The sequence below is a fragment of the Cellulomonas sp. GTC20042 genome (genome assembly GCF_055389595.1).
This window is the reverse complement of record NZ_AP043678.1, coordinates 500,117-514,435: the sequence shown is the minus strand read 5'-3', so window position 1 is coordinate 514,435 and position 14,319 is coordinate 500,117. Positions and strand designations below refer to the sequence as shown.

The following is a 14,319-nucleotide window of genomic DNA, read 5'->3' as shown; positions in this document are numbered from 1 at the left end:
GGGCCGTCAGGTCGATCGCACCGCCGACGGATCAGAAGCCCTCGTCCACCTGCTCCTCGATCACGGTCGCCCCGAGCATCTGCACGATGAGCGGCACGCCGGACAGGCTGTTCGAGCCGATGTCCGGGTCGTCCATCGACGGCTCGTCGTCCGCCCACCGGTTCGCGGCGGGACGCGCGGAGGCGCCGGCGCCACCCGCGGCGAGACCGGCGGCAGCGCCGCGCGCGGCGGCCCGCACCCGGTCGGCGCCGCTCATCGGCTGCGTCGGGGCGGGAACGGGGGCGGGTGCCGTGGCCGGGGGCGTCGTGGTCGGGCGGGCGGGCGCCGACGGGCCGCCGGACGGCCGGGAGCCCCAGGAGCGCTCCGGCGGGGCGCCGTCCTCGTCCTCCGGCGGCTCGGCGGGGCCGGGGTCGTCGGGGTCGTAGCCGTGGCCGTCCCAGGCGGGCGCCGGGGACGCGTCCTGCGCCGCGGTGGCACGCGGGTGCGTGGCGCGGGGGCCGGAGCCGTTCGTGGGGGCGGGTGCGGTCGTCGCCATCACCGACCCGTCACGCGCGGCGGAGGCCTCGGGATCGGCGAGCGCGGGGCCGCCGGTCGCCGTGGCCACGGGCGCGCCGTGGTGCAGGGCGGACGCGGCCGGGTGGTCTCCACCGGCGGCAGCACCCGTCGCGGGTGCACCCGACACGGTCCCCGACGCAGCGCTGTCGGACGCGGCACCCCGGTCGGCGGCCGCACCGGAGGTCTCGCCGCCGGCACGTCCGCCACCCGGCACGGCCACCTCGGGCCAGCCGTCGTCGGTCGTCGCGGCACGCGTCCCCCGGTCGGCGCCGGTCGGCGCGGGCGCGGGCGCGGCGTCGGGGGTCGGCGCGGCGACCGGCGGGAGCCGGACCTCCGGCCACTCCGTGCTCGGGTCGGGCACGGTGCTCGCGGCGTCGTCCACGGCCCCGACGGAGGCGAGGTCGGCGGCCTCGTCGTCCTCGGGCGCGTCGATCTCGTCGTCGTCCAGCACGGCACCGTCGAGCACGGCGCCGTCGATCGCCGGATCGATGTCCGCCGCGTCCCCGTCCACCGTGGCCGCGGGTCCCGGGACGTCCTCTCCTGCGATCGCGACGTCCTGCGCGCCCGCCCCGCCACCCGCGGCGCCGGCGTCGGGCGCACCGGCGGCGGTGCCATCCGCCGCACCAGCGCCGGGAGCGCCGTCGGCGTGCTCGCCGCTCGCCCCGGCCGGCACCCAGGGGTCACCGCCGGCAGCGGGGGCGTCGGCCCACGGATCGACGGGGTCGGGCTCCGTCTCGGGCTCGCGCCCGGAAGCGCCGGCCCGGGCCGCGTCGTGGCCGTCACGCGGGGGTGCGTCCGGGGCGCCACCGGGCTCGCCCCAGGACGCCGCCGCCTGCGCCGTGCTGGGCGCACCGGCAGCAGCACCCCCGGCATCGGCAGGGCGGGTGGGGGACGGACGCGACGGGGCGGGGGCGTCGCCACCGGTCAGCACGCCCTCGACCTTGACGTCGAAGCCGAGGGTCTCGCGCACGGCCTGCTGCACCAGCGCGGCGTGCGGGCCGCCACGGAAGGCGGTCGCGAGGCCGGGGGCGGCGAAGCCGAGGCGCAAGGTGGTGGCGTCGAGGTCCATCACCTGGGCGTTCTGGCTGATCAGGACCCAGGTGGCCTTCTTCATCCGGTTCAGGGTGTCGAGCACCTCGGGCCACCGGCGGCGCAGCATCTCCGTGTCGCCGCCACCGCTCGCACCGGCGGGGCGCTGCGGCGGGGCCACCGGCTCGGCGGTCGGCACGTCGTGCGCCACCGGGGCGGCCGACGGCGCGGCGGGGACCGGCACGGCGGGGACCGGCTCGGCAGCGGCGGGCGCGCCGGGAGCAGGCGCCCCGGCGGCGGGCGCGATGGAGGTGGGGACGTCGGCACCCGGCTCGGCGACGAACGGACCCCGCGCACCGTCGCGCGCCGCGATCGACCCCGCCGGGGCCGCACCGGCCTGGCGCGAGGCCGGGCCCGTCGACGACGAGGGCTCGTCCACGTCCCACGGCGGGGGTGCGGCCGGCCGTCCCACCGGCTCCGCCGCGACGGGTGCAGCAGCCGCGGCCGGGGCCACCGGCGCCGCGACCGCGGCCACGGGCTCGGCGGGCACCACCACGGCCACCCGCTCCACCGGCATCGCCGGCGCAGGAGCCGACGCCGACGCCCCGCCACCCGAGCCCGGCGCCACCCGCACGCCCTCGCGCTCCAGGCGGTCCATCCGCGCACCGAGCCCCGCGGAGGAGTCGTCCAGCGCGGGCAGCAGCAGGCGGGCCATCAGCAGCTCGAGGTGCAGCCGGGGCGAGGTCGCGCCGGTCATCTCGGACAGCGCGGCGTTGACCAGGTCGGCGGAGCGGGACAGCTCGGCGGCACCGAGGTGCGCGGCCTGCTGCTGCATGCGGGCCATCTGGTCGCCCGGCACGTCGCGCAGCACCGCGGCAGCCGCGTCGCCGGAGGCGGCGAGCACGATGAGGTCGCGCAGCCGCTCCAGCAGGTCCTCCACGAACCGGCGGGGCTCGTGACCGGTGGAGATCACCCGCTCCACGACGCGGAACGCGCTGGCGCCGTCACGGGCGGAGATCGCCTCGACCAGGTCGTCCAGCAGCGAGGCGTGGGTGTAGCCGAGCAGGGCGACGGCGTCCTCGTAGACCAGGCCGTCGGGGCCGGAGCCGGCGATCAGCTGGTCGAGCACGGACAGCGAGTCGCGCACGGAGCCGCCGCCGGCGCGCACGACGAGCGGCAGCACGCCGGAGCCGGCCTGCACGCCCTCGGTGCGGCAGAGCTGGTCGAGGTAGCCGGTCATGACGTCCGGCGGGACCAGGCGGAACGGGTAGTGGTGGGTGCGGGACCGGATGGTGCCGATCACCTTGTCCGGCTCGGTGGTCGCGAAGATGAACTTCACGTGCTCCGGCGGCTCCTCGACGATCTTCAGCAGGGCGTTGAAGCCCTGCGGGGAGACCATGTGCGCCTCGTCGAGGATGAAGATCTTGTACCGGTCGCGGGCGGGGGCGAAGGTCGCGCGCTCCCGCAGGTCACGGGCGTCGTCGACACCACCGTGGCTGGCGGCGTCGATCTCCACCACGTCCAGGCTGCCGGGGCCGCCGCGGGCGAGCTCGACGCAGGACGGGCACTCGCCGCAGGGGGTGTCGGTCGGCCCCTGCGCGCAGTTGAGGCAGCGCGCGAGGATCCGCGCGGAGGTCGTCTTGCCGCAGCCGCGCGGGCCGGAGAACAGGTACGCGTGGTTGGTCTGCCCGCTGCGCAGCGCCTGGCGCAGCGGCGCGGTGACGTGGTCCTGGCCGACGACCTCGGCGAAGGTCTCGGGCCGGTAGCGGCGGTACAGGGCTGTCGTCACCCCGTGAACTCTAGAGGGGATCGCCCACACCCCGAAGCCCGTCGCGCAGCCCGCGCACGACCCGTGATCGACACCTCGTCCCACATCGCGAGCACGCCGTTCCGACCCGTGGGACGCCCGCGATAGCGTCCCGCCACCACGCCCGGCACCCCGCCGCGCAGCAGCCCGCACCGAGGAGTCCGCCATGAGCCGCGACCGCCGCATGCACGCACCGCGTGCCGCCGGCCGTGCGCTCAGCGTTCTCTGCCGCTGTCCGCGCTGACGCGCACCCCGGGCGGCGTCCGCCCTCGGTGACCGCGTCCGCGCACGACCTCGTGCGCCCGCCCGTCGCTCCTGACCGACGACGCGCCCCGACCGTGCGACGCGCCCCGACCGACCCGCCGTCGGCCGACCCCGCCCCGCACGGCCACGACTGCCGCGGCCCCGCCGACCGGCGCACCCCAGCCCGCACCACCCGATGCCGCGCACCCCGCGTCCCGCATCACCACCCCCACCGAGAGGTCCCCATGAAGCGCAGACTGTCCGCCCTGCTCGCCGCCGCCGTCGTCGCGTCCCTCGCCGCCTGCGCGTCCGGCACGAGCGAGGCCGCCTCGGGCTCGACCACCACCGCCGCCCCGGACGACCGGGTGACCGTGCGCGTCGGCGTGACCGACAAGGCGAAGGACTACTGGCGCACGTTCGAGGACCTGGCCGCCGACGCCGGGATCGACGTGGAGCTGGTGAACTTCACCGACTACGCGCAGCCGAACCCGATCCTCAGCTCGGGCGACCTGGAGCTCAACCAGTTCCAGCACCTGCTCTACCTGGCCAACTACAACGTCGCCTCGGACGACGACCTCACGCCGATCGGCTCCACCGCGATCTACCAGCTCGGCCTCTACACGACCAAGGGCTACGCCGCGCCGGAGGACATCCCGGACGGCGCCGAGATCGCGATCCCGAACGACGTGGTGAACCAGGCGCGCGCGCTGCTGGTCCTCCAGTCGGCTGGCCTGGTGTCGCTCAAGGACGGCGGCAACGCGTTCTCCACCCCGGCGGAGATCGACGCGGCGGCCTCGCGGGTGACCGTGGTGCCGGTGGACGCCAACCAGACGGCGGTCCAGCTGCAGAGCCTGGACGCGGCGATCATCAACAACAACTTCGCCGGTGACGCCGGGATCGACCCGACCACCGCGATCTACTCCGACCTCCAGGACACGAAGACCGCGCGGCCGTACCTGAACATCTGGGTCGCCCGGGCGGACGACGCGGACAACCCGGTCTACGCGCAGCTGATCGAGATCTACCACTCCAAGGAGGTCACCGACCAGCTGCTGGAGGAGAACGGCGGCACCGCCGTGGTCGAGGACGTGCCGGCCGACGAGCTCCAGTCCGACCTGGCGGACCTGGAGGAGCTGGTCCGTACCTCGCAGGGCTGAGCCAGGGCTGAGCACGGCCGCTGACCTGCGGATCGATCGACCGACGGCGTCGGACCCCACCGGGTCCGGCGCCGTCGTCGTCCCGTCAGGCGGACGACGAACGACCACACCTCGGGACGTCCCGCATGGTGGACAGACGTGAGACAGGTGGACGGGGCCCGCACGGACGGTGCTATGGTCCCCGCGTCCGCCCCACAGACCCGGGACAGGAGTTCGACCGTGAGCACCCTCACCGCTGCCGAGAGCCGCGCGCCGCTGTGCGCCGAGGCCGGGGCGATGTCGGGCGCCATGTGTCGCTGTCAGCGAATGTGCTGACGCTGCCCTCGCGCAGCAGCACGGCCTCCCCCGGCGGACCCACCGCCTGAACCCCGACGCCCCGGCGCGCGGTCCCAGGCCCAGGTCTTCGCACCACCCCGCCGGACGGCCACGCCCCTGATCGCAGGGGCTCCCCGCAGCAGGTCCCGACCGACGCCTCGCACCGCACGCATGACGCACCGCGAGCGCCCGGGTCGCACCGTCCGCGTCACCCCGGCCACCTCCGGCCCGCCGGCTCGCTCCGGCAGCACCCGAAAGGCACCACCATGAAGCGCCGTCTGACCGCCGCCCTCGCCGCCCTGACGCTGGGGCTGCTGGCCGCCTGCTCCTCCGGCGAGCCCGCCGCCGCCCCGACCTCGGCCGACCCGGACAACCGCGTCACCGTGCGCGTCGGCGTCACCGACATCGCCAAGGACTACTGGACCACCTTCACCGACCTGGCCGCGGAGGAGGGCATCGACGTCGAGCTGGTGAACTTCACCGACTACCAGCAGCCGAACCCGGTGCTCAGCGAGGGCCAGCTCGAGCTCAACCAGTTCCAGCACCTGCTGTTCCTGGCGAACTACAACGTGAACGCCGACGACGACCTCACCCCGATCGGCAGCACGGTGATCTACCAGCTCGGCCTCTACACCACCAAGGGCTACACCTCGCCGGACGAGATCCCGGACGGCGGCGAGATCGCCATCCCGAACGACCCGACCAACCAGGCGCGCGCCCTGCTGGTGCTCCAGTCCGCCGGCCTGATCAGCCTCAAGGACGGCGGCAACGCCCTGTCCTCGCCGGCCGAGATCGACGCCGCCGCCTCCCGGGTGACCGTGGTCCCGGTGGACGCCAACCAGACCGCGATCCAGCTCCAGGACCTCGACGGCGCGATCGTCAACAACAACTTCGCCGCCGACGCCGGGATCGACCCGACCACCGCGATCTACTCCGACCTGGAGGACACCGCCACGGCCCGCCCGTACGTGAACATCTGGGTGGCCCGCGCCGAGGACGCCGACAACCCGGTCTACGCGAAGCTGATCGAGATCTACCACCGCGACGAGGTGATCGGTCAGCTGCTGGACGAGAACCAGGGCACCGCCGTGGAGCAGAACCTCACCCCGGACGAGCTGCAGACCAGCCTGTCCGAGCTCGAGACGCTGGTCCGCGACGCGTCCTGATCGACCCCGGGTGCGGACGGCGCGACCGCAGGGTCACGCCGTCCGCACCGCACCAGCCCGCCCAGCCCCCACCCAGGACGGTGACCCGATGACCGCCATGGTCTCCCTGCGCGACGTGACGAAGGTGTTCGACGGCTCGTCGGGGCCGGTGCGCGCCGTGGACGGCGTCTCGCTCGACATCGAGCGCGGCTCCGTCTTCGGCGTGATCGGCTACTCCGGCGCCGGCAAGAGCACGCTCGTCCGCCTGATCAACGCCCTCGAGACCCCGACCTCCGGCGAGGTGCTGGTGGACGGCACCGCGCTCACCGGCCTCAAGGAGCGCGGGCTGCGGCCGGCGCGCGCCGGGATCGGGTTCATCTTCCAGCAGTTCAACCTGCTGCGGTCCCGCACCGTGGCCGGGAACATCGCGTACCCGCTGCGGGTCGCCGGCTGGCCGCGCGCCAAGCGGCAGGAGCGGGTGCGCGAGCTGCTCGACTTCGTCGGGCTGACCGACAAGGCCCGGCAGTACCCCGACCAGCTCTCCGGCGGGCAGAAGCAGCGCGTCGGCATCGCCCGGGCGCTGGCCACCTCCCCCGCGCTGCTGCTCGCCGACGAGGCCACCAGCGCGCTGGACCCGGAGACCACCAAGGACGTCCTCGACCTGCTCAAGAAGATCAACGAGGAGCTCGGCGTCACGATCGTGGTGATCACCCACGAGATGTCGGTCGTCTCCTACCTGTGCGACCGGGTCGCGGTGATGGAGCACGGCAAGGTGGTCGAGACCGGCGACGTGTACGACGTCTTCGCCGCCCCGCGCGCCGAGATCACCCGCCGGTTCATCGGCGCCGCCCTGCACGACCGGCCGCGCCCCGACGTCGTCGCCCGGCTGCGCGACCGCCACCCCGGCCGGATCGTCACCGTCGCCGTCCGGGAGACCGCCGACGACCCCGGGATCTCGATCACCGAGCGGCTGCGCGCGCACGGCGTGGACGGCTCGGTCGTCTTCGGCGGGATCACCGAGGTGCACTCCAAGCCGCTCGGCTCGCTGACCTTCGCGCTCACCGGCCCCGACGCCGCGATCGACGCGCTGATCGCCGACCTGCGCACCCGCACCGAGGTGATCGAGCACGGCCCCGACCATGCCGGTCCGACCACCGAGGAGGTGGGCGCATGAACTCCAACGGCGTGAGCCTGTGGCCGATGCTGTGGCAGGGCCTCGGCGAGACCCTGCAGATGGCCATCGCGGCCCTCGGCATCGGCGGCGTGTGCGGCCTGCTGCTCGGCATCGCCCTCTACGTCACCCGCAAGGGCAACATCCTGGCCAACCGCCCGGTGTTCTGGGTGCTCAACCTGATCGTGAACATCGTCCGGCCGATCCCGTTCGTCATCTTCATCACCGCGGTCCGCCCGCTCACCCAGGCGCTCACCGGCACGTCCTACGGCGTGTGGGCGGCGATCCCGGCGCTGGCGATCATGGCGACCGTCGCCACCTCCCGGATCGTGGAGCAGAACCTGGTCGCGCTCGACCCCGGCGTGGTGGAGGCCGCGCGGGCGATGGGCGCGGGACCGCTGCGGATCATCGCGACCGTGATCGTGCCGGAGACCCTCGGCCCGCTGATCCTCGGCTTCACGTTCCTGTTCGTCGGGATCGTGGACATGACCGCCATCGCGGGGGCGATCGGTGCCGGCGGTCTCGGCGACTTCGCGCTGGTCTACGGGTACCAACGGTTCAACGACGTCGCGACGTGGACCGCGGTGGCGGTGATCGTGGTGATCGTGCAGCTCGCGCAGCTGCTCGGCAACGGGCTGGCGCGGCGGATCCTGCGCCGGTGACCCGACGCTGATCCCGGCACGCGCACGGGCCCGGCCCTCCCGAGGTGGAGGACCGGGCCCGTCGTCGTGCTGCCTACAGCTTCTTGCCCGGGTTGAGGATCCCGGTCGGGTCGAGCACGTCCTTGATCCCGCGCTGGATCGCCAGGATCCGCGGCCCGAGCTCCCCGCCGAGGGCGGCGCGCTTCTCGGTGCCGATGCCGTGCTCGCCGGTGACGGTGCCGCCGAGCTCGACCGCGAGGTCGAGGATGCGCTGGTGCGCGACCCCCGCGGCGGCCACCTGCGCCGGGTCGGCGGGGTCGAAGGCGATCACCGGGTGCAGGTTGCCGTCGCCGACGTGCCCGCCGGTGCCGATCGGCAGGCCGACCTCAGAGGAGATCACCGCGATCCGCTCCAGCAGCGTGCCGAGGGTGGTCCGCGGCACCGCGACGTCCTCGTTGATGCTGGCGCCACGGACCGCGCGCATGGCGGGGTTGAGGGCGCGGCGGGCGCGCATGAGGGCGTGCAGGCGGTCGGCGTCGTGCGCGACCTCCACCCCGATCGCCCGGTGCTCCCGCATGATCCGCTCGTAGGCGGCGACGTCGCCCTCGCCGCCGACGGCCTCGTCGGTGATCGCGATCAGCCACGCCTCGGCACCCACCGGCAGGCCCGCCTCCGGGTCGTGCGCGGCCAGCCCGGCGAGCACCACGCCGTCCACCAGCTCGAGCGTGGAGGGCCGGTGCGGACTCGCGATGATCGCGTTCGCGGCCTCCAGGGCGTCGGCCACCGAGCCGAAGGTCGCGGCGACCCCGCGGTCCGGGCCCGGGGCGGGCAGCAGGCCGAGCGTCGCCTCGGTGACCACCGCGAGCGTGCCCTCGGAGCCGACGACCAGACCGGTGAGGTCCAGCCCGGCGACCGCCTTGACCGTGGGCGGCGAGGTGCGGACCACGGTCCCGTCGGCCAGCACGACCTCCAGCGAGCGCACGAAGTCCCGCGTCACGCCGTACTTCACGCAGCGCATGCCGCCGGCGTTGGTGGCGATGTTCCCGCCGATCGTGCTCAGCGCGTAGGAGGCCGGGTCCGGCGGGTAGAACAGGCCGCGGGCGGCCACCGCGTCGACCAGGTCCTTGGTGATCACGCCGGGCTGCGCGACGACCACCTGGTCCACCGGGTCGATCCGGCGGATCGCGGTCATGCGCGTGGTGGCGAGCAGGATCGCGCCGGGCACCGCGTTGGCGCCCCCGGCCAGGCCGGACAGCGTGCCCTGCGGGACGACGGGCACCCCGTGGGAGTGCGCGGCGCGCAGCACGGCGGACACCTCGGCGGTGGAGCTCGGCAGCACCAGCACCAGCGGATCGCCGGTGGGCGGGGTCGCGGAGCCGTCCTGGGCACGCTCGGCCAGCGTCGTCGGGTCGGTGACCACGGCGTCGGCGGGCAGCGCGGCCCGGATCTCGGCCAGCGCGGCGGCCAGCGCTGCGGGCGTCGGCGCGGCGTGCGTCGGTGCGGTGGTGGTCGTCGGGGCGTCGGTGCTCACGGCAGCCTCACGTGCTCGGGGGTGAGATCCGCCACCGACCGTACGCCGAGCAGGCGCAGGGTCCGGGCGATCTCGGCGGTCAGGATCTGGGCGGCACGGTCGACCCCGCGCTCGCCCCCGGCCATCAGGCCGTAGAGGTAGGCGCGGCCGAGCATGACGGCCTTCGCGCCCAGGGCCAGCGCCGCGACGATGTCGCCGCCGTTGCTGAAGCCGGTGTCGACGTAGACCTCGGCCCGGTCGCCGACGGCCTGCACGGTGTCCGGCACCAGCGTGATCGGCACCGGCGCCCGGTCGAGCTGGCGTCCGCCGTGGTTGGAGAGGACGACCGCGTCGGCCCCGGCGTCCACCACCCGGCGCGCGTCGGCGACGGTCTGCACGCCCTTGACCACGAGCGGACCGTCCCAGTGCTCGCGCACCCAGGCCAGGTCGTCGATCTCGACCGTGGGGTCGAACATGTGGGCGGCGAGCTCCTCGATCGTGCCCTGCCAGGAGTCGAGGGTGGCGAAGCGCAGCGGCTCGGTGGTGAGGAAGTTGACCCACCAGGACGGATGCAGGGCGCCGTCCAGGATCACCTTCGGGCTCAGCGCCGGCGGGATGCTGAAGCCGTTGCGGTTGTCGCGCAGCCGCGCCCCGCCGACCGGCACGTCCACGGTGAGCACCAGCGCCTCGTACCGGGCCGCGCGGGCGCGCTCCATCAGCTCCTCGGCGGCGCCGCGGTCCTTCCACACGTAGAGGCCGAACCAGTTGCGACCCTCGGGTGCGGCCTCGGCCACGCCCTCGATCGACGTCGTGCCCATGGTGGACAGCGTGTACGGGATGCCGGTGCGGGCCGCGGAGCGGGCGACGGCCACCTCGCCCTCGTGCTGCATCATCCGCGTGAAGCCGGTGGGCGCGTAGACGAACGGGGCGTCCGCGCGGCGGCCGAGCAGCCTGACGCTCTGGTCCACCCCGCCGACGTCGCGCAGCACCGAGGGCTGGAACTCGACGTCGCGCAGCACCCGGCGGGCCCGGCGGATCGACACCTCGGCCTCGGCGGCACCGTCCACGTAGTCGAAGATCGAGCGCGGTGTGCGGCCCCGGGCGATCGTGCGCAGGTCGCGGACCGTGTACGCGCGGGACAGGCGGCGGGCCACCGGGTCGAGCTCGAGGGGTCGGAGCCGGAGCAGCGGCCTCAGGTCGGACCAGCTCTGCATCCGTCGTCGCGCCGTCACCGGGCGCCTCCTTCGTCACGGGCCACCGCCCGTGACGAGGCAGGTAGCCGGGTTCCCGGTCACCTGACCGGCTCCCGGTCACCGTAGACCCGCGTCTCAGGTGCTGGGCGGGACGTCTCAGCAGGCGGTTCGCGGTGACCGGGCCGTGCGACCTCAGTCCGGCCGCACCTGCGTCTCGGCCAGCACCGAGCGCAGCAGCGGACGGGACGTCTCCGTGGCCGCCAGCACCAGCGCGCAGCCGCCCACCAGGCAGCCGACCAGCAGCAGCAGACCACGCGGATCGCTGATCCCCGCCACCCCGAGCAGCGGCGACACCATCACCAGCGCCACCACGGCCGATCCCACCGCCACCAGCAGCAGCGGCACCAGCACCTCGCGCCGGCGCACCCGGTCCAGCAGGTCCACCGGCGTGCCCGCCAGCACCTGCAACGCGTACTCGCGGCGCCGCTCCAGCACCGTCGACGCCTGGGTGATCCCCGCCGCGGCCGCCGCCACCAGGAAGGTGATCACCAGCGTGAGCAGCGCGCCGCGCATCAGGTCGCCCGCGAACGTCTCCCCGGACAGCGGGTCTCCGGTCACCACGTCGTTCCCCGTGGTCTGCCCGGCGAACACCGGGGCGATCGCGAGGACACCCGCCACGAAGCCCGCCAGCCCCAGCCCGCCGACCACCCGCCACACCGCCTTCGGGTCGTCCGCCAGGCGTCGCGCCGCCAGCAGCTGCTCCGGCGTCCGGGCCCGGCGGGCGCGCAGCCGTCCGACCAGCCCCAGCGTCCACGGCCCGATCAGGTTGAGCGCCGCGAACCCGAGCGCCAGCGTGCCGAGCAGCATCGCCACCGCCGCCGCGCCGAACGCCCCCATCACCGAGGAGACCACCATGAACGTCCCCATCGCGAGCACCGCCACCAGCGCGCGGATCCACCGCATGCCGGGCGGGGTCTGCCGGCGCGCCACCCCCAGCGGGGAGACCACCACCCGGCGCAGCGACACCATCCCGCTCACCACCGCGATCACCGGCACCACCGCCACCGTCGCCAGCAGCGCCGGCCAGCCCACCCACATCGCGCCGGCCGTGAACGTCGACCCCTGGAACGGGATGCGGGTCCACACCGGCAGCAGCGCCCCGTAGCCGAGCACGCCCAGCAGCGCACCGACCAGCCCCTGCCCCGCCGTCTGCACCACCGTCAGCCCGACGACCTCGCGCGGGGTCACGCCGATCAGCCGCAGCGTCGACAGCCGCGCGTCCCGGCGCGACACCCCCAGCCGCGCCGCCGAACCACCGAGCGTGAGCAGCGGCACCACCAGCAGCACCACCGCCGTCCACGCGAACAGCACGTAGGTGTCGCCGAGCTCGCGCTGGTACGCGTCCGCCGGGTGCGCCGCGCGGTCGACGAAGCCGGTCAGCCCGCCGATCACCGACAGGGTCAGCGCCGTGGTCACCGCGAAGGACGCCACCGCGAGCGCCGTGGTCAGCCGGTCGTCCCGGCCACCGGCCCGGCGCAGGCGGAACCCGATCGCCAGCACGGCCCTCATCGTGCGGCCTCCGCGGCCCGACGCTCGTCGGCCACCACCCGGCCGTCGCGCACCTCCACCCGGCGGTCGCACCACGCCGCCACCTGCGGGTCGTGCGTCACCACCACCAGCGAGGCACCGGCCAGCCGGGTCGTCTCGGTGAGGATCCGCATCACCTCCCACCCGGTCGCCTGGTCCAGCGCACCGGTCGGCTCGTCGGCGAACACCACCTCCGGCCCGGTGATCAGGGCGCGCGCCACCGCCACCCGCTGCGCCTGGCCGCCGGACAGCTCGCCCGGCCGCCGCTGCTCCATCCCCGCCAGCCCCAACGACGCCAGCCAGCGCCCGGCCAGCTCGGCCGCCTCCCGGCGCGGGGTGCCCAGCAGCATCGGCGCCAGTGCCACGTTCTCGACCGCCGGCAGCTCGGCCAGCAGCTGCCCGAACTGGAACACGAACCCGTACTGCCGACGCCGCACCAGCGAGCGCTCCCGCTCGTCCAGCGTGTGCAGCGGCCGGCCGGACAGCGTCACCGCGCCCGAGTCCGGCACCAGGATCCCGGCCAGGCAGTGCAGCAGCGTCGACTTGCCCGAGCCCGAGGGGCCCATCACCGCCACCGACTCCCCGGGGGCGACGTCCAGGTCGACGCCCGCGAGCGCCACCGTGGGGCCGAACCGCTTGACCAGCGCGCGGGCCGAGAGGCGGGCGTGCGGGTCGGCGGGGCGGGGCAGGGCGGGGGACGCGGGGGACGCGGCGGGCACCGTGGACGCGGCGGGACCGACGGGCGAGGGTCCGGCGAGCGCCGGGGCGATGCCCGGGGCGGGCGGCACGGCCGCTGCCGGCGGCTCCGGCGCGGCGGGCGGCGGCGGGACGGGTGCGCCGTACGGCGCGGCGAACGGGGTCGGCTGGCTCATGCGTCCAGCCTCCGACCCGGGCCGGCGATGCCGCGTCGGCCCGCGGTCGGGATCCGGCGGCGCGGGCCGTGCGACCGCGGAGGGACCCTCGTCGCCGTCTCCACCCGCAGGCGGACCTGGCGGTCGTCAGCGCGGAGGACGTCCGGCAGCCCGGGGACGACCCGCATCCGGGCATGCAAGGACCCCCCGCACACCCGTCAGAGCTCACCTGCCCTTGCTGCCTTCCGGCCCTGGGGGAGTTCAGCGAGATGACGCCGCACGAGGGGTCTGACCCCAGCCTATCGCAGCGCGGGGGCCACCCACCCACCCGACCGGGGTGGGACCCCCGATCGCCAGGGCCGGGCGCCGGCTCAGTCGTCGAGGTGCCGCAGGTAGCGCTCCGGCGCCGCCAGGAACCCCTGCCAGGACAGCACCAGGTCCAGCGCGTCCCACGGCCGCTCCCGCATCCCCCAGGCGCCGACCTCCCACACCCGCGCGCCCGGCAGGGCCGCCAGCAGCGGTGAGTGCGTCGACAGCACCACCTGCGAGCCGTCCGCCACCAGCGCCTTGAGGTGCCCGAGCAGCGCCAGGCAGCCGGTGAACGACAGCGCCGACTCCGGCTCGTCCAGCAGGTACAGCCCGCGCCGGCTCGTACGGGCGCCCAGCAGCGCCAGGAACGACTCCCCGTGCGACATCTCGTGAAACACCGGGTCGCGCGGGCTCGGGCCGATCTGCTCCAGGTACGTGTAGAAGCCGTGCATCGTCTCCGCACGCAGGAAGAACCCCTGCCGGGGCGCCCCCGCACCACGCTCCAGCAGCAGGTGCCGCCACAGCCCCGACTCCGACTCCCGCGTCTGCGCCCGCGCCCCGGTCGTCCCGCCCTCCGCGCCCATCCCGAAGGCCATCGCCAGCCCCTCGACCAGCGTCGACTTGCCCGCGCCGTTCTCCCCCACCAGCACCGTCGCCGGCGCCAGGTCCCATCCCTCGCGCAGCACCTGCGCCACCGCCGGCACCTGCGCGAACCACGCGTCCCGGGGCGCGGGGTCGCGATCGTGCTCCCGCACCCGCCGCACCGGCAGCCTCGACATCGTCACGACCCCCACCTCACCACGATC

General features: G+C 75.2%; 10 protein-coding genes and 1 other RNA gene. 4 read left to right on the top strand and 7 right to left on the bottom strand.

Annotated features, from left to right (window positions below; all coding sequences use genetic code 11):
- Positions 1–31: 31 nt before the first annotated feature.
- The gene (locus tag ACZ5HG_RS02360) at positions 32–3,373 is read right to left on the bottom strand and encodes a DNA polymerase III subunit gamma and tau (RefSeq protein ID WP_464180198.1); all 3,342 of its coding nucleotides are present in this window, start codon (positions 3,371–3,373) and stop codon (positions 32–34) included.
- Positions 3,374–3,879: 506 nt separating this feature from the next.
- Between ACZ5HG_RS02360 and ACZ5HG_RS02355 the strand changes: the two genes are divergently transcribed.
- From ACZ5HG_RS02355 to ACZ5HG_RS02340, 4 genes are all read left to right on the top strand, one after another.
- Positions 3,880–4,791 carry a MetQ/NlpA family ABC transporter substrate-binding protein gene (locus tag ACZ5HG_RS02355; RefSeq protein WP_464180197.1) on the top strand — a complete coding sequence of 304 codons (912 nt, stop codon included), beginning with the start codon at positions 3,880–3,882 and terminating at the stop codon, positions 4,789–4,791.
- A gap of 581 nt (positions 4,792–5,372) precedes the next feature.
- Positions 5,373–6,272: a MetQ/NlpA family ABC transporter substrate-binding protein gene (locus ACZ5HG_RS02350; RefSeq protein ID WP_464180196.1), complete on the top strand. Its 900-nt coding sequence runs from the start codon at positions 5,373–5,375 to the stop codon at positions 6,270–6,272.
- Positions 6,273–6,360: 88 nt separating this feature from the next.
- Positions 6,361–7,425, top strand: a complete 1,065-nt coding sequence (locus ACZ5HG_RS02345; RefSeq protein ID WP_464180195.1) for a methionine ABC transporter ATP-binding protein — start codon at positions 6,361–6,363, stop codon at positions 7,423–7,425.
- On the top strand, positions 7,422–8,084 hold the full coding sequence (locus ACZ5HG_RS02340) for a methionine ABC transporter permease (RefSeq protein ID WP_464180194.1): 663 nt from the start codon (positions 7,422–7,424) through the stop codon (positions 8,082–8,084). Before ACZ5HG_RS02345 ends, ACZ5HG_RS02340 begins: the two co-directional genes overlap by 4 nt.
- 73 nt (positions 8,085–8,157) lie before the next feature.
- On the opposite strand, the gene ACZ5HG_RS02335 is transcribed toward ACZ5HG_RS02340, so the two are convergent.
- The 6 genes from ACZ5HG_RS02335 to ACZ5HG_RS02310 all read right to left on the bottom strand — a co-directional run bounded on the left by ACZ5HG_RS02335 (position 8,158) and on the right by ACZ5HG_RS02310 (position 14,292).
- Positions 8,158–9,594 (bottom strand): FAD-binding oxidoreductase, encoded by a 1,437-nt coding sequence (locus ACZ5HG_RS02335; protein WP_464180193.1) that lies wholly within the window; start codon positions 9,592–9,594, stop codon positions 8,158–8,160.
- Positions 9,591–10,805: an alpha-hydroxy acid oxidase gene (locus ACZ5HG_RS02330; RefSeq protein ID WP_464180192.1), complete on the bottom strand. Its 1,215-nt coding sequence runs from the start codon at positions 10,803–10,805 to the stop codon at positions 9,591–9,593. The genes ACZ5HG_RS02335 and ACZ5HG_RS02330 overlap by 4 nt, the downstream gene beginning before the upstream one ends.
- Before the next feature lie 153 nt (positions 10,806–10,958).
- Positions 10,959–12,335, bottom strand: coding sequence for an FtsX-like permease family protein (locus ACZ5HG_RS02325; protein ID WP_464180190.1), 1,377 nt, complete (start codon positions 12,333–12,335; stop codon positions 10,959–10,961).
- Positions 12,332–13,225, bottom strand: coding sequence for an ABC transporter ATP-binding protein (locus ACZ5HG_RS02320; protein ID WP_464180189.1), 894 nt, complete (start codon positions 13,223–13,225; stop codon positions 12,332–12,334). The genes ACZ5HG_RS02325 and ACZ5HG_RS02320 overlap by 4 nt, the downstream gene beginning before the upstream one ends.
- 174 nt (positions 13,226–13,399) lie before the next feature.
- An RNA gene (gene ffs, locus ACZ5HG_RS02315) (signal recognition particle sRNA small type) lies at positions 13,400–13,496 on the bottom strand.
- A gap of 79 nt (positions 13,497–13,575) precedes the next feature.
- Complete coding sequence (locus tag ACZ5HG_RS02310) at positions 13,576–14,292, bottom strand: AAA family ATPase (RefSeq protein WP_464180188.1); 717 nt, start codon at positions 14,290–14,292, stop codon at positions 13,576–13,578.
- Positions 14,293–14,319 lie beyond the last annotated feature (27 nt).

Coding starts and splice junctions, on each gene's coding strand:
- ACZ5HG_RS02355 (WP_464180197.1), top strand. CDS start 3,880: ATGAAGCGCAGACTGTCCGCCCTGCTCGCCGCCGCCGTCGTCGCGTCC.
- ACZ5HG_RS02350 (WP_464180196.1), top strand. CDS start 5,373: ATGAAGCGCCGTCTGACCGCCGCCCTCGCCGCCCTGACGCTGGGGCTG.
- ACZ5HG_RS02345 (WP_464180195.1), top strand. CDS start 6,361: ATGACCGCCATGGTCTCCCTGCGCGACGTGACGAAGGTGTTCGACGGC.
- ACZ5HG_RS02340 (WP_464180194.1), top strand. CDS start 7,422: ATGAACTCCAACGGCGTGAGCCTGTGGCCGATGCTGTGGCAGGGCCTC.
- ACZ5HG_RS02325 (WP_464180190.1), bottom strand. CDS start 12,335: ATGAGGGCCGTGCTGGCGATCGGGTTCCGCCTGCGCCGGGCCGGTGGC.
- ACZ5HG_RS02320 (WP_464180189.1), bottom strand. CDS start 13,225: ATGAGCCAGCCGACCCCGTTCGCCGCGCCGTACGGCGCACCCGTCCCG.
- ACZ5HG_RS02310 (WP_464180188.1), bottom strand. CDS start 14,292: ATGTCGAGGCTGCCGGTGCGGCGGGTGCGGGAGCACGATCGCGACCCC.